The sequence below is a fragment of the Novosphingobium anseongense genome, assembly GCF_037482895.1.
Taxonomy (GTDB): domain Bacteria; phylum Pseudomonadota; class Alphaproteobacteria; order Sphingomonadales; family Sphingomonadaceae; genus Novosphingobium; species Novosphingobium anseongense.
Genome location: NZ_JBBHJZ010000002.1, coordinates 958,445 through 977,926 on the forward strand (window position 1 = coordinate 958,445; position 19,482 = coordinate 977,926).

Here is a 19,482-nt window from a genome sequence, read left to right on the forward strand (position 1 = left end):
AGTGACCTACGCCGGCTATATCGATGGCGCTTTCGTTTCGGGTGAAGGCCAGGGTTTCGTCGTCGAGAACCCCTCCGACGAATCGGTTGTCGCCGAAGTCACCGGCGTCAGCACCGCCCAGGTCGCGCGTGCTATCCAGGCTGCGCGCACGGCCTTCGACGACGGCCGGTGGAGCGGCCTGTCGATGAAGGAGCGCGGTGAAACCATGCGCCGTTATGCCGAGGCGCTGCGCAAGCGCGCCGACGCGCTGCGCGATTTCGCGATCCGCGAGGCCGGTTGCCCGACCTCGTCGAACGTCATGGGCGCGCAGGTCCATGCCCCGCTGCGCATGACCGACGAGATCGTCGACATGTTCCTCAAGCTGCCCGAGCACGAGCAGAATCCGCTGCCGCTGCACGAGCTGGTCAATCCCTACTTCACCGTCCAGAGCCTCAAGCTCTACCGCCCGCTCGGTGTGGTTTCGGCGATTTCGGCCTACAACGTGCCGTTCTACACGGCCTTCTGGAAGGTCGTGCCGGCGCTGATGGCGGGCAATTCGGTGATCCTGCGGCCCAACCCGCTGACTCCGCTGTCCTCGCTGATCTTCGCCGAGGCGGCCGAGGAGGCCGGCATCCCCGCGGGCGTCATGAACGTTATCATCGAGAACGGCCTCGAAGGCGGGCAGATGATCTCGACCGACAAGGCGGTCGACATGGTCTCGTTCACGGGGTCCTGCACGGTCGGCGCCAAGGTGGCCGAACAGGCGGCGCCCACGCTCAAGCGGCTGGTGCTCGAACTCGGCGGCAAGTCGGCGGCGATCTTCCTGCCCGATTCGGTGGGCCGCGCTGCGGGCCACGCCTTCCAGGTCTGCACCTCGCACGCCGGCCAGGGTTGCGTCCTCGGCACGCGCGTTTTCGTGCCGGAGGAGAACAAGGCGGAAGTGCTCGAGCAGATGGCCGCGGCCGTCGCCAACGTTAAGATCGGCCCCGCCAACGATCCCGCCACCGTGCTCGGCCCGGTCATCAGCGCCGCGCAGCGCGCGCGCGCCGAACACTTCACCGCCGCCGCCGTGGCCGCGGGCGGCCGCGTTGTCGCTGGCGGCAAGCGTCCCGAGGGATTCGACAAGGGCTTCTACTTCGAGCCGACCGTGCTCGACGTGCCCGACAATTCGAACCCCGCTGCGCAGGAAGAGATCTTCGGCCCGGTGGTCACGGTGATCGGCTACAAGGACCTCGACCACGCGGTGCAGATGGCCAACGACAGCCAGTTCGGCCTTTCGGCCTGGGTTACGGGCCAGGACAAGGTTGCGGCCTACCAGACCGGGCTCAAGCTCCGCTCGGGTGCGGTCAACGTCAATGGCGCGGTCATGTCGAGCTACGCGTCGGGGGGCGGCATCAAGATGAGCGGCCTAGGTCGCGAGCGCGGCATCGAGGGCCTGCGCGAATTCCAGATGGTCACGACGTTCAATCTGGGCGGCTGATCGCCGGCTGGCCAACCACATAAAAACGGGACGAGGGACAAGACGATGCAAGGACTTCTCGAAGGCAAGGTTGCGGTCATCACCGGCGCCGGCTCGGGCGTGGGCCGCGCCGCGATCAAGCTCTGGGCCGAGCACGGTGCCAAGGTCATCGCCGCCGACATCAACCTGCCCAACGCCGAGGAATCGGTGAAGCTGGCGGGCGCGCCGCAGGGTCAGATCAAGGCGGTCGAGTGCAACGTCGCCGATCCCGACTCGGTCAGTGCCGCCGTGGCGCTGGCGGTCGAGACCTTCGGCCGGCTCGACATCATCTACAACAACGCGGGCATCACCGTGCTGCCGATTCCCGGCGTCGGCATGAAGAAGCTCGTCGATCTCGATCATGCCGAGATGCGCAAGGTCGAGGAAGTGAACATCAACGGCGTGATCTTCGGCTGCCAGGCCGCGATCCGCCAGTTCGACAAGCAGGCCGAAAATGGGCAGGGTGGTGCGGGCGTCATCGTCAACACCGCCTCGGTCGCGGGCCTGACCGGCTACGGCGGCGTACTTTACGGTTCGACCAAGGGCGCCGTGGTCGCCATGACGCGCACGCTCGCGATCGAAGTCGCCGAGAAGGGCATCCGCGTGAACTCGGTCTGCCCGGCGGGCATGCTGACCAACTATGGCGGCATGAACCCCGAGCACGAGCAGAAGGACAAGATCCTCGAAGGCATGGGCAAGGCCCATCCGCTGGGCAAGGCGATCGACCCGGCCGACACCGCGGGCGCGGCGATGTTTCTCGCCTCGGACCTCGCGGGCAACATCACCGGTGTGAACCTGCCCGTCGACGGTGGTCTCACGGCCGGCAAGAAGGTCGGAGGCTGACCATGGCGAGCTGCCCCGTCTCGCACGGCAAGTCGAACGCGCTGGCTTCGCTCGTCTCGGACAATCCGCGCTACGACGAGCTCTTCAACATGAAGAAGCAGTCGGCGAACACCGGCGTCGACATGTCGAAGGACTATACCGACGACATGAACGCGCTGCGCGACAGCGCCGCCGTGCACAAGGGTTCCTTGCGTGAACTGCTCGGCGTGCCCGAGATGCCGGGGATGCACGGACCCGAGCGCGAGTCCTATACCTTCCTCTCCTATCGCGCCTGCGAGGTCGGCTTCCGCGAGAACCTGGTGTTCTCGTCCGAGGGCTACAACGAAAGTGCCGGCGTGCGCACGATCGGCAAGACGATCCTGTCGATGGTCGGCAAGCCGCACAAGCGCCTGCGCTCGGCGGCGCAGCCGCTGTTCAAGCGCCCCAAGGTGCTCGACTGGTGGAACAAGCGCTGGATCCAGGAGACGGTCGACGCGCTGCTCGACCGAATCCAGGACCAGGACGCGGTCGATCTCAATTCGGAGCTCTGCGCGCTGCTGCCGATGGCGACGGTGACGCGGGCGATCGGGCTCGAGGGCGCGAACGTCATCGAGTTCCGCTACCAGCTCGACCGCGCGACATTCGGTGCGCGCAGCCTCCCGCCCGAGGAAGCCGCCGCCTCGCGCGCGTGGATCGACACGACCTTGCGCGACCTCATCGCCGAGAACACGCGCCAGCCTGGCGACAACCTGATCTCGGGCCTGATCGACGCCGAGATCCTCGACGAGGACACCGGCGACAAGCGTCCGCTGACCGAGGACGAGATCTTCGGCTACTGCAAGCTGGCGATCTTCGCCGGCGGCGGCACGACCTGGCGCCAGCTCGGCATCACGATCGACGCGCTGATGAATCACACCCATTTCTGGGACGCCGCGGTCAAGGAGCGCGGCCTGCTTGACCAGGCGGTCGAGGAAGGGCTGCGCTGGCGCGCGACCGATCCGGTGTTCCCGCGGCTCTGCATGGAGGACACCGAGGTCGAGGGCGTGCTGGTTCCGGCCGGTGCGCGCGTCCACATGTGCCTGGGTGCCGCCAATCACGATCCGGCGATCTTCAAGAACCCCGAGAGCTACGACATCTTCCGCGACAAGAGCCACCAGATGGGCTTCGGCTTCGGCCCGCACCGCTGCCTCGGCATGGACGTCGCTCGGCAGGAGATGATTGTCGCGATTTCCGGGCTGATGGATCGTTTCCCCAACATGCGGTTCGATCCCGACCTGCCCAAGCCGGTCTATCGCGGGCTCGACCACCGCGGTATGTCGGCGGTGACGGTGAAGCTCAAGTAGCGGGAAGCTCATGACCGACACGATGAAGCAGATCGTCCTGGCCTCCTACGCCAAGGGCAATCCCAAGCCGTCCGACTTCCGCTTGGAGGAAGTGCCGATCCCGACCGCGGGCGAGCGCAAGATCCTGCTGCGTACGCTCTGGCTGGCGGTCGATCCGCTGTTCCGCTTCGCCATCGACGAAGTGCGTCTGTCGGGCGCGCTGCACCTCGAGCTCGGTGACGTGATGGTCGGCGCGACCGTCTCCGAAGTCGTCGCCTCGAACCATCCCGACTACGCGCCCGGCGACGTGGTCGAGGGCCGCACCGGCTGGCGCCAATATGCGGTCGTCGCGCCCGACCAGGCCGACTATCGCGGCCCGCCGCGCAAGCTCGATCCGAGCCTCGCGCCGGTCTCGACTGCGCTTGGCGTGCTCGGCATGCCCGGGCAGACCGCGCACGGCGGCATCGAGACCCTGCGGATCAAGCCTGGCGAGACCGTGGCGATCTCCGCCGCGGCCGGCGCGGTCGGCTCGATTGCCGGGCAGATCGCCAAGATCCACGGCGCGCGCGCGGTCGGCATCGCCGGCGGGGCGGGCAAGGTCCAGGCGCTGCTCGACCTCGGCTTCGATGGCGCGGCCGACTACAAGGCGCCGGACTTCGCTGCCCAGCTCAAGGCGGCGGCGCCGAACGGCATCGACTGCTACTTTGACAACACGGGCGGTGATGTCACGCTCGAGGTGTTCAAGCAGCTCAATCGCGGCTCGCGCATGGCGATGTGCGGCTACATCGCCTATTACGGCATGGGTTATGAAGGACCGGGACCCGACCACATGCCCGCGCTGTACCGCACGATCATGGGCACCGGCCTCGAGATTCGCGGTTTCGCCGGTTTCATGGCCGGGCAGAAGGCGCTCGACGACATCGCCGGGTGGATATCGGACGGCAAGCTGACTTATCCCGAGGCGGTGGTCGAGGGCATCGAGGCGGCGCCCCAAGCCTTCGCCAGCGTGTTTTCGGGTCATGACTTCGTCGGCAAGCTGCTGGTCAAGGTGGCAGAGCCCGCTTGAAATGACGGCGAAAGGGGAACACTTTACTAAGCATGGCTAGTAAAGTTCTCCCGCCGCCGCCTCGCGCTACCGCCAATCCTGCACCCGCGCGCGCTTCCAGCTCGGTCCGCCGCACCTCGAGCATCGACGTGACCTGGCCCGAGGGCGAGGACGGCGACCGGCTGTTCGTCGGCCGCGCGCGCGATTTCTTCACGCCGGCCGGGGGCGGTGCCAAAGCCTCTGGGGGACGCGTGCTCGAAGAGGCCGGCTACCGTGCGACTCTGGCGCAGGACAAGACCATCACGTCGATCGTCGGCGAACCATACGATTCCCGGCTCGACAGCCTCGTCGGCGTGCGCGGCGGCAACCACCTGCGTCTGTTCATCAAGGAGACGATGCCCGAACTGATCGCGACCGGCGCACCGCTTTACCTGCCGCTCGACGACATCTCGGGCACGGCGCTGGTCTCGGCCTTCGCCTGGTCGCAATGGCACGACGACTGGCAGGCCCGCCTGCGCGAGCGCATGGGCCATGAGGAAATGGACAAGATGATGGCCGCGCGGGTCAACGTCTGCTGGGGCCTCCAGGAAGGCCACAGCGGGGTCGATCCCGACGGTCCGCCGCGCAACGTCGCCGATGCCGACGCCGGCGACGTGCGCAATCCGCACGATCCCGAAGGCTGGCACCCGCTCCACGACGTCGACGGCCCCAGCTTCCGCCGCGCGCGCCGGATCGACGTGACGCGCGACGCCAGCGGCCTGATCCGCATCGACGCTGCCTTCCAGGACAGCGCCAAGCGCAAGGACGGTACCCGCGTGGCGATCCACGAATACAACATCGTCGCCACGGCCGATCCCGCAACGCTCGAGATTCTGACGCTCGAACCCGAGGCGCGCATCCTGCCGTTTTCCGAATGCCCGGGCGCGATCCACAATGCCCGGCGGCTGATCGGCTCGCGGATCACCGAGGTGCGCGACACCGTGCTCGGCCAGTTGCGTGGCCCCGAGGGCTGCACCCATCTCAACGACGCGCTGCGCGCGCTGGCCGAAGTGCCCAAGCTCGCCGAGGATCTGGCGCGGGCCGAAGCCTAGGTACGGGGGACCAAGGTTGCTAATGCCTCGTGCGCGAGGCCGCTATGCAACTCGTCGAACATCCGCCGGCGCAGGTCCTTGGTCAGCAGCATCCGCGTGTGGCGCAGCAGCGGCAGCGGCAGTTTCGCGAGCTGCGCCGCCAGGACCCGCGCGCGGGGCAGCAGCGCCTCGGGGCTCAGGACTTCGGCGACGACGCCGATCTGCCGCGCCTCGGCCGCCTGGATGCGCTCGCCGGTGAGCAGGAAATAGCGCCCGCGGTTGGGGCCGAGCAGCATCGGCCAGACGACGTGGACACCGTCGCCGGGGATCGCGCCGCCGCTGGGCACATGCGCGAGGTCGGCGAATTCGGCGGTCTCGGCGGCGAGCACGATGTCGCAGAGCACGGCGATCTCGGCGTGGATCAGCGCGGGTCCGTTGACCGCTGCGATCATCGGCACGGGAACGGCCAGTAGGTTGTTCAGCAGCGCCACGCCTTCGTCGTAAATGCGCGGCCACATCGCGGCGAGACTGTCTTCGGGGTAGGACTGCGTCGGATCGGACGCGGCGATGAAGCTGTCGCCGGTGCCGGTCAGCACGACCACACGGTTCTCGGCGTCGCGGGCCAGGTCGAGGAAGGCATCGCCTAGTTCGCGGTGCAGGCTCTCGGGCGCGGAACCCCAGAGCGCCGGCCCGCCGCGCGTGTGGATCGTCATTTGGAGGACGCCGTCCGCCCGCGCGAAGCGGATGCCGGCATATTTGTCCTGGTAGTCGCTGAGTTGCATGGGCCGTTCTCTCCTCATTTGCCGTGCATCATTGCCGGTGAGCGTCCAAATGCAAGCAATCGTTTGCTTGGTGAAAGGCGCAGGCTCTTTCGCCGGCCAAGGGCAGGCAACGCGGCTTGACCGCCGCGGCGCAAGCCCGGCTTGCCGCTTGCCAGCCCGGACCCCATCTGGAAAGCGGATCGGGGCCAGCACAGAACGGGAATTTCGTGACCAAGACGGTCGTCACGCTCGAGGACAAGTATACCCAGGAAGACGGGCAGGTCATGCTGTCCGCGCTGCAGGGCGTCGTGCGCCTGATGCTCGACCAATCGAAGCGCGATCGCGCGGCCGGGCTGAACACCGCGGGTTACGTCACCGGCTATCGCGGTTCGCCGATCACCACGCTCGATGCACAGCTCTGGGCCAGCGAGAAACTGCTGACCGCGCATGACATCCGTTTCGAGCCGGGGCTCAACGAGGAACTGGCCGCAACCTCGATGCGCGGCACCCAGCAGCTCGGCTGGTACGGCAAGCCGCGCGTCGATGGCGTGTTCTCGCTGTGGTACGCCAAGGGCGTCGGCGTCGAGCGCGCGGGCGAGGCGATCAAGGCTGCCAATTTCGAGGGCACGCACCGCAACGGCGGCGCCCTTCTGCTTTGCGGCGACGACCATGCCGCCAAAAGCTCGCTGACCGCGCACCAGTCCGAACATGTCCTGGTCACGGCGATGGCGCCGATGCTCTATCCGGCGACGACCGACGAGATCCTGTCGATGGGCCAGCTCGGCTGGGCGCTATCGCGCGCCTCGGGGCTCTACGTCGGCATGAAGGCGGTCACCGATACGCTCGACCTGACGACGACGGTGGCGCTGCCCGGCCATTCCTTCCCCATCGTGATGCCCGACCTGGCAGGCCGCGTATCGCCGAACCTCAAGCAGAACGCCTCGGCGCTCGCGCAGGAGCAGGCGGTGATCGAGCACCGCCTGCCGATCGTGCCGCTGTTCGCCCAGGCCAACCGGCTCGACAGGGTCAGTCACGATGCGCCCGATCGCCGGCTGACCGTGGCCACCGCGGGCAAGGCCTGGCTCGACGTCTGCCAGGCGTTCGCCGACCTCGGGCTCGACGAGGGCAAGCGCCGCGCGATCGGCCTGCGCGTGGTCAAGCTCGGGCTCGTCTGGCCGCTCGACGCGCAGTTCGCGCGCGAGGCCTGCGGCGGTTCGGCCGAAGTGCTCGTGGTTGAAGAGAAGCGGTCCTTCGTCGAGGAGCAGCTCGCGCGGATCTTCTACGGCCGCGCCGATGCGCCGGCGCTTTCGGGCAAGACCGGGCCCGATGGTGTGCCGCTGATCTCGGAAATCGGCGTGCTCGATCCGGGTTCGGTGCGCAAGGCGCTGGTCAAGCGCATGGCCGCGCTGGGCATCCTCACCGACGAGGTCGCCGCGCGCGATGCCGTGCTGCGCGATCTCGAAAGCGGCGCCAAGGCGCTCAAGCCGACCTCGATCCGCGCGGCCTATTTCTGCTCGGGCTGCCCGCACAACACCTCGACCCTGGTGCCCGAGGGCTCGGCGGCGATGGGCGCAACGGGTTGTCACGGCCTTGCGCATTTCATGCCCGAACGGCGGACGATGCAGACCGTGTCGATGGGCCAGGAGGGCATGCCCTGGGTCGGCGCGCAGACCTTCGTCGAGACGCCGCACATGTTCCAGAACCTGGGCGACGGCACCTATACCCATTCGGGCCTGCTCTCGATCCGCGCCTCGATAGCGGCCAAGAGCAACATTACCTTCAAGATCCTCTACAACGACGCCGTGGCGATGACCGGCGGCCAGCCCGCCGAAGGCGCGCTGACGCCCGAACAGATCATCCACGAGCTCGTCGCCGAGGGGGCGAAACCCGTCGTCCTGGTCAGCGAGGACCCGACGCGGTTCAAGCCCCGCGATCTGCCGCCGGGCACGCGAATCCTGCACCGCGACGAACTCGACGCGGTCCAGCGCGAACTGCGCGAGATCCCGGGCACGTCGGTGATCGTCTACGAGCAGACCTGCGCCAACGAGAAGCGGCGCCGGCGCAAGAAGGGCGCCTACGCCGATCCCGACAAGCGGCTGTTCATCAACAAGGCGGTCTGCGAGGGCTGCGGCGACTGCTCGGTTCAGTCGAACTGTCTGTCGGTGACCCCGGTCGAGACCGAATTCGGCCGCAAGCGCGCGATCGACCAGTCGACCTGCAACAAGGACTATTCCTGCATCAAGGGCTTTTGCCCGAGCTTCGTCACGGTCGAGGGCGGGACGCTCGTCAAGCGCTCGTTCGACGACGCGGCGCTGGCGCGGCTGGTCGCGACCCTGCCTGTGCCGCCGGTGCGTGACGTTTCGGCATCGCCGATGGCGATGCTCGTCACCGGCATCGGCGGCACTGGCGTGCTCACGGTCGGCGCGATCCTGGCCATGGCGGCGCATCTCGAAGGCAAGGCGGCCAAGATTCTCGACCAGACCGGCATGGCGCAGAAGGGCGGCGCCGTGACCAGCCACCTGCGCATCGGCCAGGATAAGGAGGCGATCCCTTCGGCGCGGCTCGGCACGGGCCAGGCCGACGTCATCATCGCCTGCGACCTGATCGTCGGTTCGGGCCCTGACGTGCTTACCCTGGCACGGCCCGACACCCAGGTCCTGGCCAACGAGGACGTCACGCCGACCGGCGAGTTCCAGACCAACCGGAACCTCGACCTGACCGCCAGCCGCTTCATCGGCGCGATCGGCAAGCGCGTCGATCCGGGCAACATTGCCACCCTGCGCGCGGGCGCCCTGGCGACGCGGCTTCTCGGAGATTCGATCTTCACCAACCTGATGATGGTCGGCTTTGCTGCGCAGAAGGGGCTGCTGCCCGTGTCGCTCGCCTCGATCGAGGAAGCGGTGCGGCTCAACGGTGTCGCCGCCAAGGCCAACCTCAACGCGCTCGCGCTCGGCCGCCTCGCTGCGCACAGCGCCGCCGACCTGTTCGACCTCGCCGATGCGCCCGCGCACGGCGTCGTGCTGCCGCGGACCCTGGCCGAGGTGGTCGAGAGCCGGACAAAGCTGCTGACCGCCTATCAGAACGAAGCCTATGCCGCCGACTACCGGACCTTCGTCGATGAGATCGGCGGCGTGGTCGGGGAAGCGGGCGAACCCTTCTTGATCGAAGTCGCCAAAGGCCTCGGCAAGCTGATGGCCTACAAGGACGAGTACGAGGTTGCGCGGCTCTACAGCGATCCCGCTTTCATGACCGGCCTGCGCGACCAGTTCGCCGGCGATCCCAAGCTCAAGATCAACCTTGGCTCGCCGCTGCTCGCCTGGGGGCGCAAGGATGCCAAGACGGGACGGCCGAAGAAAGTGGCGCTGCCCGCCGGGCTGGTGCTGCCTGCCTTCCGGGTTCTCGCGAAGCTCAAGGGGCTACGCGGTTCGGCCTTCGATCCGCTCGGCTGGCAGGCCGACCGCAAGCTCGAACGTGCGTTGATCGGCGAGTATCGCGAACTGATCCGCCAGGTCGCGGCGAAGATCACCCCGGCCAATCTGCACACCGCGGTCGAGATCGCCGCGGCGGCGGACCTCGTCGCCGGTTACGGCGTGGTCAAGGAGCAGGGCGCCGAAGCCTTCCGCGCGCGGGTGGCCGAACTGCTGCCGAAGCTCGATGAGACGACGGCTAGCGAAGCCGCGCTGGCGCCGGTCACCGTCTGACGGTCAATCCCGGAACTCGGGTCTTTCGTAGACGTCGTCGATCGCCTCGCGCATCGCGGTGAGGAAGGCCGCGACCTTGGTCAGCCGGCCCTTCACCACCGTGCTCTCGGTCGGTTGGCGCACCATCAGCGACGCGATCGTGCCCATCATCGCTGCCTGGTCGGGGAAGGGGCCATAGCGCTTGTCGGGCGCCGAATAGAGGATCTGCTTGGTCCCCGGCTGGCTCTGCCGCCGCGCATTGCCGTATTGTTCGAGCTCGCGCGTCGCCACGCTGACGATCGACTTGCTGATGGCGAGGTGTTCCGAGATCTCGTCGAGCGTGGCCGGCGTTTCGCGCAGCAGCAGGTAGGCGAAGATCCGCGCGATGTGTCGTGACCAGCCCCAAGGTGCCATCAGCGAGGCGACCTCGTCCATGAACCGTCGGTCGGCGTCGGAAGGGAATGGTTTTGACATATTCTGAATTTCGTGAATTTATAGAGGTCAGCCAGCGAATCAAGTCAAAAACGGGAGAGACATCTTGGCCAGCGATTTTGCCGCGAAATACGGCCCCTGGGCCCTGATAACCGGGGCTTCGGACGGCACGGGCCTCGCCTTCGCCCGGCGCCTGGCGGGCGAGGGGATCAACCTGATCCTGGTGGCGCGCAGTGCCGACAAGCTCGCCGCGGCTTCGGCCGAAATCGCCGGGCTCGGGGTCGAATGCCTGACCGCTTCGGTCGATCTCTCGGCGCCCGAGGCGGCCGCGCGGATCGCCGAGGCCGCGAGGAACCGCGAGGTGGGCCTGCTGATCACCAACGCCGGCGCCGATCCCAACGGTTCGCGCTTCCTCGACGGCGACATCGCCGCCTGGGACGGGCTGGTGACGATGAACGTCAACACGACGATGCGGCTCGCGCACCATTTCGGCCAGGGCATGAAGGCGCGCAAGCGCGGCGGCATGATCCTGGTCAGTTCGGGCGCCTGCTATGGCGGGCTCCACGGCATCGCCGCCTACTGCGCTTCGAAGGGCTTCGTGCTCAACTTCGCCGAAGGTCTCTGGGCCGAACTGCGCCATGTCGGCGTCGACGTGCTGACCTTGGTGCTCGGCCGCACCGACACGCCCGCGCACCGCAAGATCCTCGAGGAGAGCGGCCAGGCGATCCCCGACGACATGGCCTCGGCCGAAGAGGTCGCCGAGATCGGCCTGCGCCAGCTGCCGCACGGGCCGATCTGGAACTGGGGCCAGGAGAACGACGTCGCCGGCATGGCACCCAATTCGCCCGACGATCGCCGCGCCAAGATCGAATATATCGAGCGGATGATGCCCAGCTACGAAGTGGAGCACTGACGTGGCCGGCGAAAAGGAGATCCAGGCCCTGCTCGACAAGCAGGCGATCCACGAGGCGCTCTACGCCTATTGCCGTTCGGTCGACCGACTCGATCATGCGCTCGGCCATGCCGTGTTCCACGCGGACAGCCACGCCGACTATGGCGAGGGCGTCTACCAGGGGCCGGGCCGCGGGGCGATCGACACGATCATCAAGCAACACGACGGGTTGACCAGCCATTCGCACCAGGTTTCGAACGTGCTGATCGCGCTCGACGGCGACCGTGCGGGCAGCGAGGCCTACATGACGGGCACGATGCGCATGCTGCGCGACGGCAAGGAGTTCCAGATCTTCGTCCGTGCGCGCTATCTCGACCGCTGGGAAAAGCGCGACGGCCGCTGGGGTATCGTTCAACGCGCGGTCGCCTACGATCACGACGAGGTTCGCGAGGTGATCGCGATGCGCGGTCCGCACAATTCGGCGCGCGACACCTCGGACCCGTCCTACAGCTTCCTGCAGGGTTTCACGCTGTGACCCCCGAAGACCTGGCCGACCGGCTGGCGATCACCGACAAGATCTACCGCTACTGCCGCTCGGTCGACCGGCTCGACGTGCCCGTCGGCCATTCGGTGTTCCACGAGGACAGCCATGCCGATTTCAGCCCCGGCTATGTCGGCTCGGGGCGCGGCTGGATCGACTACATCTGCGAGAAGCACCGCGAGTTTCTCCACCATTCGCACCAGGTGACCAACGTCATCGTCGAGCTCGACGGGGACAAGGCGGGCAGCGAATCCTACGTCTACGCCACGCTCCAGCGGCAGGACGGCGCGCGCGTGATCGAGCATGCCTTCTGGGCGCGCTACGTCGATAGCTGGTCGAAGCGCGACGGCGACTGGGCGATCGATCGGCGCGACTGCCTGGTCGACTACGGCACGATGACCGAGGTCACGCCGCTGCCCGGCAATCCGCGCAGCCGGCGCGACCGCGAGGATCCCTCCTACTCCGTACTCAAGGGTTAAAGCATGAAAGCCGCCTACTTCGAAAACGGCAAGGTCCACATCGGCGAGCAGCCCGATCCCGTGCCCGGCAAGGGCCAGGCGCTGGTGCGCACGCACTCCTGCGGGCTCTGTGCCTCGGACGTGCACTTCCTTCACGCGGGGCAGAACATCATCGACCTGTCGCGCCGGCTCGGCGGGCCTTATGCCGCGCTCGATTTCGGCCGGCCCTTCGTGCCCGGCCACGAATTCGTCGGCGAGGTGATCGACTACGGCCCAGGCAGCCGCCGCGCGGTCGCGCCGGGGCGCAAGGTCACTTCGGTGCCGATCATGCGCCAGGACGGCGCGCATGCGGTGATCGGCTACAGCCACGACTGCCCGGGCGGCTTCGGCGAGCTGATGCTGCTCGACGAGGAGATCATGATCGAGGTCCCCGGCGATCTCGACGACGACCATGCCGCTATGGTCGAGCCGCTCGCGGTTGGGCTCGAGCACGCGCGTCGCGGCCGTCCGACCAAGGACGATGCCGCGCTGGTGCTCGGTTGCGGCGCTATCGGGCTGGGCGTCATCGCCGGGCTCAAGCTGATGGGCATTGCCCCGATCATCGCCGCCGATTTCCATGCCGGGCGGCGCGAACTGGCGATCAAGGCCGGCGCGCATATCGCGGTCGATCCGCGCGAGATATCGCCGCACGCGCCGCTCCCCGATTTCGGCAACCGCGTGCCCAACCTGATCTACGAATGCGTCGGCCAGAAGGGCATGCTGCAGCGGATCATCGAGGCCGCGCCGTTCGACGGGCGGATCGTCATGGGCGGCTATTGCATGGACGAGGAGGCGCTGTTCGTCTTCGCCGCGCAGAACAAGCGGCTCAACGTCCAGTTTGCCGGCGGCGAGGAGCCGCAGGACATGGCGACGGCGCTGCGCGCGATCGCCGACGGCTCGATCGACGTCACCCCCTGGCTCGGCGCGCGCGTCGGGCTGTCGGGGGTGGAGAAAACCTTGGCCGAGATGTCGGGGCCGCTGGCGCCGGTGCGGACGGTGGTGGACCCGCGGGTCCTCTAGGGACCTACCCGGCCGTTACCCCCGCATCGATCTGGATCACCGAGCCGTGGTAGCCGCGCGCCGCATCGGTCGCGAGGAAGGCCACGGTCTCGGCCACGTCCTCGATCTCGCAGAGCCCGCGCGGGCTGCCGATGCGCTGGACCAGCGGCCAGTCGGTGTCGGGCGGGAGCAGCTTCATGCCGTCGGTCAGGCCGGTCATCATTCCGCCGGGCGCCACCGCGTTCACCCGCAGCGGCTGGTTGGTGAATTCCATCGCCAGCGCCTTGGTCATGTTGGCGAGCCCTGACTTGGTCGCGCAATAGGCGGCGAAATAGGCCTGGCCCTGGAAGGCCGCGCAGGAGGTGACGTTGACCACCGCGCCTTTCGCTTCGAGCAGATGCGGGATCGCCGCCCGGATCAGGAAGAACGGCGCGGCGAGATTGACCGCCATGGTCAGGTCCCAGGCCTCGTCGGTCATGGTCGCGCTGGGGCCGGGGATCATCACGCCCGCGACGTTGCACAGCGCGTCTAGCCGGCCGAATTCTGCCACCGCCCGTTCGACCGCGGTGCGGCAGTTGGCACGCTGCGAGAGGTCGAGCGGCAGGACCAGCACCTTGCGCCCCAGCGCGCGGATCGTCTGTGCGGTCTCTTCGAGCCCGGCCTCGGCCACGTCGGTGATCGCCAGGTCGGCGCCGACTTCTGCAAGTCGGATCGCGCTTGCTCGTCCGAGTCCCGCCGCCGCGCCGGTCACCAGCGCGACTCTTCCCGTCATGTCCGATGGCGCCATCATGATCCTGTCCCCTGCGCACGTTTTTCTCGCGCGCAAGGGGCGGCAAGCCTGGCTTCAAGTCAAGCCGGCTGCGGATTGCCGGCGGGAGCATCGCCCTGGCGCGCCGGCTTGCGACCCCTGGGATTCTCGAAATCGCTCTCGAACTTCTTGCGCATGGTGCCGCAGATGCGGTCCCAAATCGTCGTGTAGCCGCCGAAGTTGTAGTTGAAATACTTGTGGTGCTGGTCGTGGAAGGTGGCGGTGATGAACCACTTGGTCGCCCAGCTCTTGTTCCACCAGCGCGGGAAGAACTCGTAGCCCGAGTGGACGTAGAACCCCATGATGATCGTCGTCGGCCCCATCAGCGCCAGCGATTCCGGGTGGACGCTGTAGAGCGAGAGGAACAGCGGCAGGAAGCCGCCGTTGATCAGCGATTCGAGCGGGTTGACCGACAGCGTCGTCAGCAGGTTGGGCGCGGTCGAGTGGTGGTGCAGCTTGTGCACCCACGAATAGACCGGCTCCTTGTGCATCCAGCGGTGCAGCCAGTAGAAATAGGTGTCGAAGCCGAGGAAGTAGGCGCCGTATTCGAGCGCGATTTCCCACCATGCGGCCGGGCCTTGCTGGAAGGCGATCCAGCCGTTCTGGCGTAGCCAGGTCTGGCCGAAGCCGAGCACGGTGCCCGAGATCGCCAGGGTGACGACCGCGACCAGCGCTTCCTGGCCGAAGATCTTCCACTTGAAGCCCTTGGGCTGGATCTTGCGCGCCTTGAAGAAGCCGGTGAGGAGCCCGGCGACGAGCCCGCTGGCCAGGAACAGGACCAGCCAGGTCGTCAGCATGTTTTCGCCGGTGAAGGCTTCTTGCAAGGCGTGCAGCATTCGTCTCGTCGCTCCGTTATAGATAGCCGGTGGTGCGGACGCGCAGTTCGCGGTCCTTGCCCAGCGGGTCGTTCTCGATGTGCGGTTCTGCGGCGAGGATCATCGTCTCGCGCTTGTCCGCGCTGTAGGCGGGCCAGGCCGGCAGGCCCTGCGCCGCGGGGGTGCCGGTCTTGGCGAAATTGGCCCAGGCCGTGCTCGCGCGCCGCGCCAGCAGCCGTGCGCCCGCGTTCTTCTCGGTGATCGGCAGCGCCTCGGTGTTGTCGAAGTAGAACGAGCCGTCGATGCCGTGCGCGGCCTTGAGGTGCGGCAGGACCGGGCTGTGCCAGTCGAACAGATACATGTAGGCCGGCGCCTTGCCCGCCTTGGCCGCGGCCTCGGCCAGCTCGATTTCGCCCATGCGCATCGAATCCGACCACATGCGCACCATCAGGTCGCCGGGCGTATAGTCGGGGTGGTTGGCCTTGTAGCCAGCGACGAGCGCGGGCGCCTTGTCGGCGAAGAACATGCCCGACATCTGGGCAAGCTTGCCTTCGTCGATGGAGCGCGGATCGACGCCCATGCCCATCAGCATCAGCGCCATCTCGTGCATGACGCTGCCGATCACCAGCGGCTTGTCGCAGTGCCCGGCGGCGACTGCATCGACGGGCTGCAGCGGCAAGTCGGGCGTGCCCGCGGTGGGGACGAAGCCGCGGCGAGGACCGGGACGGCCAGCGCGTTCCATCTTGGCCTGAGCTTCGAGGATCTGCTGCATCGGCACGTCCTGCAACTTGCGGAAGTTCGCGCGGTCGAGCCCGACTTCCTTGAGCAGCATCTCGGCCCATTCGGTCGCGCCGTCGATGGTCGGCACATGCGTCGCCGTGCCGCTCTGCAGCGCGGCGCGGCGGAACAGGCTCTGCGCCTTGGGCATGCCCAGCAGGGTGCAGATCTTGGCGCCGCCGCCGCTCTCGCCGTGGATCATCACGCGGTCGGGATCGCCGCCGAAGCGGGCGATGTTATCGCGCACCCATTCGAGCGCGAGGATCAGGTCGAGCTGACCCTGGTTGCCGCTCCGTGCGAATTCGGGATCGAAGCCGCCGAGATAGGCATAGCCCATCGCGCCGAGCCGGTGGTTGAGCGAGACCGAGACCACGCCCTGGTTGCGCGCGAGGTTCGATCCGTCGGTGCGCGGGCCGGCGCCGGTGCCGATGGCGAAGCCGCCGCCGTGGATCCAGACCATGACCGGCCGCTTGGCGCCGTCGTCGAGCCCGGCGGTGAAGACGTTGAGGAACAGGCAGTCCTCGCTGACCGGGGTCTGCGTGCCCGCGGCCGTGCCAAAGAACTTCCCCATCTCGGCGCCCATGCCGGCCGAGGGATTGGCGGTCGACTGGCCCTGCGGCGCCATGTTGCCCCAGCCGAGGCAGTCCTTGATCCCGGTCCAGGGCTCGGCCGCGCGCGGCGGCAGGAAGCGGTTCTTGCCGCCGGTCGGCGCGCCGTAGGGAATGCCCTTGAAGCTGTAGACCCCATCGGCGAGCACGCCGCGGACCTTGCCCGCGCGCGTTTCGACCACGGGTTCGCCCGCGCTTTTTGCGCGCGCGATTCCGGGCAGCGCCGATGCGGCTGCAAGGCTCGCGGCGGCGGCGGTTCCCTTGGCGAATTGACGACGACTCGTTTCCATCCTGGCTCTCCCTTAGTTTATTTGTTCGAAAAATGAACTAAGATGGTGACGGATGCAAGATTGGCTATTTCGAACCAATCGTTCGTAGTGCTCGCGCAGCAGCGAAAGGAACGAACTGCCGGCGAAAGCCTCGGGTTCGCGCCCCGCAGCATAGAGTACGCCTATATCGCGCGTCAGCGCGAAGTCGGCGACGCGGACCATCGAAACCATCGGATCGGCGAAGCTCTCGGGCATCATGCCTACGCCCTGGCCGGCGCGGACCACGGCCAGCACGCGCTGGTCGCTGGTCGTCTTGAGCACGAAGCGCGGCCGCACGCCGCGCGCGGTGAAGAACCGGTCGATCTCGGGCAGGGCCTCGCAGTGGCGGCGCACGACCATGCGGTCGCCGGCGAGATCCTCGGGCGCGACGCGCTCGGCCTGGGCGAAAGGATGGTCGCGCGGCAGGACCATCAGGTAGCGCTCGCGCGCGAGCAGCTCGGGCTTGAAGCGCGCATGGTGTGGGCGGATCACGGTCAGCGCCAGGTCGAGTCGGCCGCGATCGAGCCGTTCGGCGAGGTCGCGCTCGCTGCCGTCGAGCAGTTCGACGACCTCGTTGCCGCCGCTCTCGCCGTGCCGCACCAAGAGGTGCTCGACCGTTGCCGTGGGAACCGTGTTGAGCACGCCCACGCGCAGCACGCTAGGCTCGGGACGGTGCTGGATGTCCTGCAGCGCGCGGTCGTATTCCTCGGCGATGCGGCGTGCGCGGGCGAGGAAGCGGCTGCCCGCTGGGGTCAGCGCCACGCCCTGGCGGTCGCGATCGAACAGCCGGGTGCCGAGCTGACGCTCGAGCTTGGCGATCCCGGCCGAGAGCGTCGGCTGCGTCACGCTGACGCTCTTGGCCGCGCGGCTGAAATTGCCGGTCTCGGCCACGGCCAGGAAATAGCGCAGCATATATTGGTCTATCATAGACACTGTCTATTACGCGGCGGCGATTCTTTCAATTTCCGCACGGCGCCGCACGGGGCTAGATAGCCGGCAACAGACGATACGAGAGGATCTTCGATGAGCGCGCCGGTGCTCCAGACCGCACTCAACTCCGACAGTCCCGAGGCCCAGGCCCGCGCCGCGCACAACCGCACGCTCGCCGCCGAGCTGCGCGAGCGCGTCGCCACGGCCGCGCTCGGCGGCAATGCCAAGTCGCGCGAGCGGCACACGAGCCGCGGCAAGCTGCTCCCGCGCGACCGCGTCGAGCGCCTGCTCGATCCGGGCTCGCCGCTGCTCGAGATCGGCCAGCTCGCCGCCGACGGCGTCTATGGCGAGGACATTCCCGGCGCGGGCATGATCGCGGCGATCGGCCAGGTCTCGGGCCGGCCGGTGATGATCGTCTGCAACGACGCGACGGTGAAGGGCGGCACTTATTACCCGCTGACGGTCAAGAAGCACCTGCGCGCGCAGGAGATCGCCGAGGCGAACAACCTGCCTTGCGTCTATCTGGTCGACAGCGGCGGCGCCAACCTGCCGCACCAGGCCGAGGTCTTCCCCGACCGCGACCACTTCGGCCGGATCTTCTTCAACCAGGCGCAGATGAGCGCCAAGGGCATCCCGCAGATCGCCTGCGTCATGGGCTCGTGCACGGCCGGCGGCGCCTATGTGCCGGCGATGTCCGACGAGAGCGTGATCGTGAAGGAGCAGGGCACGATCTTCCTCGCCGGCCCGCCGCTGGTGCAGGCGGCGACGGGCGAGGTGATCAGCGCCGAGGACCTCGGCGGCGGCGATCTCCACAGCCGCAAGTCGGGCGTGACCGACCACCTCGCGGAGGACGACGAGCACGCGCTGACGATCGTGCGCGACGTCGTCTCGCACCTCGGCCCGCGGCACGCGCACGGCCTCAATATCCAGGAAGCGCGCGAGCCCAAATACCCAGCCGAGGATCTCTACAGCATCATCCCCGAGGACGTGCGCGCGCCCTACGACGTGCACGAGGTCATCGCGCGTCTCGTCGACGGCAGCGAGTTCCACGAGTTCAAGGCGCTCTACGGCTCGAGCCTGGTCTGCGGCTTCGCGCATATCCAGGGCTATCCGGTGGCGATCCTCGCCAACAACGGCGTGCTGTTCTCGGAGTCCGCGCAGAAGGGCGCGCACTTCATCGAGCTCGCCTGCCAGCGCAAGATCCCGCTGCTGTTCCTCCAGAACATCTCGGGCTTCATGGTCGGCGGCAAGTACGAGGCCGAGGGCATCGCCAAGCACGGCGCCAAGCTGGTCACCGCCGTCGCCACCGCGACCGTGCCCAAGATCACCGTGCTGATCGGCGGCTCCTTCGGCGCGGGCAACTACGGCATGTGCGGCCGCGCCTATGCGCCGCGCTTCCTGTTCACCTGGCCCAACGCGCGCATCTCGGTGATGGGCGGCGAGCAGGCCGCCTCGGTCCTCGCCACGGTCCACCGCGACGCCGCGAGCTGGACGCCCGAGGAGGCCGAAGCCTTCAAGGCGCCCGTCCGCCAGAAGTACGAGGACGAGGGCAACCCCTACTATGCGACCGCGCGGCTCTGGGACGACGGCGTGATCGACCCCGCGCAGACGCGCGACGTGCTCGGCCTCGCCCTCGCGGCGAGCCTCGAAGCGCCGATACCCGACCGGCCGCAGTTCGGCGTGTTCAGGATGTGATGA

17 protein-coding genes are annotated in these 19,482 nt (G+C 67.7%); 11 read left to right on the forward strand and 6 right to left on the reverse strand.

Annotated elements, in window-relative coordinates; translation table 11 throughout:
• Window position 1: 1 nt before the first annotated feature.
• The 5 genes from WG901_RS13400 to WG901_RS13420 are packed head-to-tail and all read left to right on the forward strand — an operon-like array spanning window position 2 to window position 5,757.
• Window positions 2-1,459 (forward strand): aldehyde dehydrogenase family protein, encoded by a 1,458-nt coding sequence (locus tag WG901_RS13400; RefSeq protein ID WP_339587570.1) that lies wholly within the window; start codon window positions 2-4, stop codon window positions 1,457-1,459.
• 45 nt (window positions 1,460-1,504) lie between these two features.
• Window positions 1,505-2,320, forward strand: coding sequence for an SDR family NAD(P)-dependent oxidoreductase (locus WG901_RS13405; protein ID WP_339587571.1), 816 nt, complete (start codon window positions 1,505-1,507; stop codon window positions 2,318-2,320).
• Window positions 2,321-2,322: 2 nt separating this feature from the next.
• Window positions 2,323-3,642 (forward strand): cytochrome P450, encoded by a 1,320-nt coding sequence (locus WG901_RS13410; protein ID WP_339587572.1) that lies wholly within the window; start codon window positions 2,323-2,325, stop codon window positions 3,640-3,642.
• A gap of 10 nt (window positions 3,643-3,652) precedes the next feature.
• Entirely contained in the window at window positions 3,653-4,687 is a 1,035-nt protein-coding gene (locus tag WG901_RS13415; RefSeq protein ID WP_339587573.1) for an NADP-dependent oxidoreductase, read from the forward strand.
• 32 nt (window positions 4,688-4,719) lie between these two features.
• The gene (locus tag WG901_RS13420; RefSeq protein WP_339587574.1) at window positions 4,720-5,757 is read left to right on the forward strand and encodes a DUF2889 domain-containing protein; all 1,038 of its coding nucleotides are present in this window, start codon (window positions 4,720-4,722) and stop codon (window positions 5,755-5,757) included.
• On the opposite strand, the gene WG901_RS13425 is transcribed toward WG901_RS13420, so the two are convergent.
• Window positions 5,754-6,518 (reverse strand): enoyl-CoA hydratase/isomerase family protein, encoded by a 765-nt coding sequence (locus tag WG901_RS13425; protein ID WP_339587575.1) that lies wholly within the window; start codon window positions 6,516-6,518, stop codon window positions 5,754-5,756. The genes WG901_RS13420 and WG901_RS13425 overlap by 4 nt on opposite strands.
• A 116-nt stretch (window positions 6,519-6,634) precedes the next feature.
• Here WG901_RS13425 and WG901_RS13430 point away from each other — a divergent pair, with 116 nt between their 5' ends.
• The gene (locus WG901_RS13430; RefSeq protein ID WP_339587576.1) at window positions 6,635-10,198 is read left to right on the forward strand and encodes an indolepyruvate ferredoxin oxidoreductase family protein; all 3,564 of its coding nucleotides are present in this window, start codon (window positions 6,635-6,637) and stop codon (window positions 10,196-10,198) included.
• A gap of 3 nt (window positions 10,199-10,201) precedes the next feature.
• On the opposite strand, the gene WG901_RS13435 is transcribed toward WG901_RS13430, so the two are convergent.
• On the reverse strand, window positions 10,202-10,612 hold the full coding sequence (locus WG901_RS13435; RefSeq protein WP_339587577.1) for a GbsR/MarR family transcriptional regulator: 411 nt from the start codon (window positions 10,610-10,612) through the stop codon (window positions 10,202-10,204).
• A gap of 103 nt (window positions 10,613-10,715) precedes the next feature.
• Here WG901_RS13435 and WG901_RS13440 point away from each other — a divergent pair, with 103 nt between their 5' ends.
• Genes WG901_RS13440 through WG901_RS13455 form a run of 4 tightly spaced genes read left to right on the forward strand, consistent with a single transcriptional unit; the run spans window position 10,716 to window position 13,559 of the window.
• Complete coding sequence (locus WG901_RS13440; protein WP_339587578.1) at window positions 10,716-11,522, forward strand: SDR family NAD(P)-dependent oxidoreductase; 807 nt, start codon at window positions 10,716-10,718, stop codon at window positions 11,520-11,522.
• Window position 11,523: 1 nt separating this feature from the next.
• On the forward strand, window positions 11,524-12,036 hold the full coding sequence (locus tag WG901_RS13445) for a nuclear transport factor 2 family protein (RefSeq protein WP_339587579.1): 513 nt from the start codon (window positions 11,524-11,526) through the stop codon (window positions 12,034-12,036).
• The gene (locus WG901_RS13450; RefSeq protein WP_339587580.1) at window positions 12,033-12,521 is read left to right on the forward strand and encodes a nuclear transport factor 2 family protein; all 489 of its coding nucleotides are present in this window, start codon (window positions 12,033-12,035) and stop codon (window positions 12,519-12,521) included. The genes WG901_RS13445 and WG901_RS13450 overlap by 4 nt, the downstream gene beginning before the upstream one ends.
• A gap of 3 nt (window positions 12,522-12,524) precedes the next feature.
• Window positions 12,525-13,559 carry a zinc-binding dehydrogenase gene (locus WG901_RS13455; RefSeq protein ID WP_339587581.1) on the forward strand — a complete coding sequence of 345 codons (1,035 nt, stop codon included), beginning with the start codon at window positions 12,525-12,527 and terminating at the stop codon, window positions 13,557-13,559.
• 4 nt (window positions 13,560-13,563) lie between these two features.
• On the opposite strand, the gene WG901_RS13460 is transcribed toward WG901_RS13455, so the two are convergent.
• The 4 genes from WG901_RS13460 to WG901_RS13475 form a co-directional block, all read right to left on the reverse strand.
• Window positions 13,564-14,310, reverse strand: coding sequence for an SDR family NAD(P)-dependent oxidoreductase (locus WG901_RS13460; protein WP_339587582.1), 747 nt, complete (start codon window positions 14,308-14,310; stop codon window positions 13,564-13,566).
• Window positions 14,311-14,387: 77 nt separating this feature from the next.
• Window positions 14,388-15,182 carry a sterol desaturase family protein gene (locus WG901_RS13465; protein ID WP_339587583.1) on the reverse strand — a complete coding sequence of 265 codons (795 nt, stop codon included), beginning with the start codon at window positions 15,180-15,182 and terminating at the stop codon, window positions 14,388-14,390.
• 16 nt (window positions 15,183-15,198) lie between these two features.
• The gene (locus WG901_RS13470; RefSeq protein WP_339587584.1) at window positions 15,199-16,836 is read right to left on the reverse strand and encodes a carboxylesterase/lipase family protein; all 1,638 of its coding nucleotides are present in this window, start codon (window positions 16,834-16,836) and stop codon (window positions 15,199-15,201) included.
• Between the two features lie 12 nt (window positions 16,837-16,848).
• Complete coding sequence (locus tag WG901_RS13475) at window positions 16,849-17,781, reverse strand: LysR family transcriptional regulator (RefSeq protein ID WP_339587585.1); 933 nt, start codon at window positions 17,779-17,781, stop codon at window positions 16,849-16,851.
• Between the two features lie 96 nt (window positions 17,782-17,877).
• Between WG901_RS13475 and WG901_RS13480 the strand changes: the two genes are divergently transcribed.
• On the forward strand, window positions 17,878-19,479 hold the full coding sequence (locus WG901_RS13480) for a carboxyl transferase domain-containing protein (RefSeq protein WP_339587586.1): 1,602 nt from the start codon (window positions 17,878-17,880) through the stop codon (window positions 19,477-19,479).
• The last annotated feature ends 3 nt before the right edge of the window (window positions 19,480-19,482 follow it).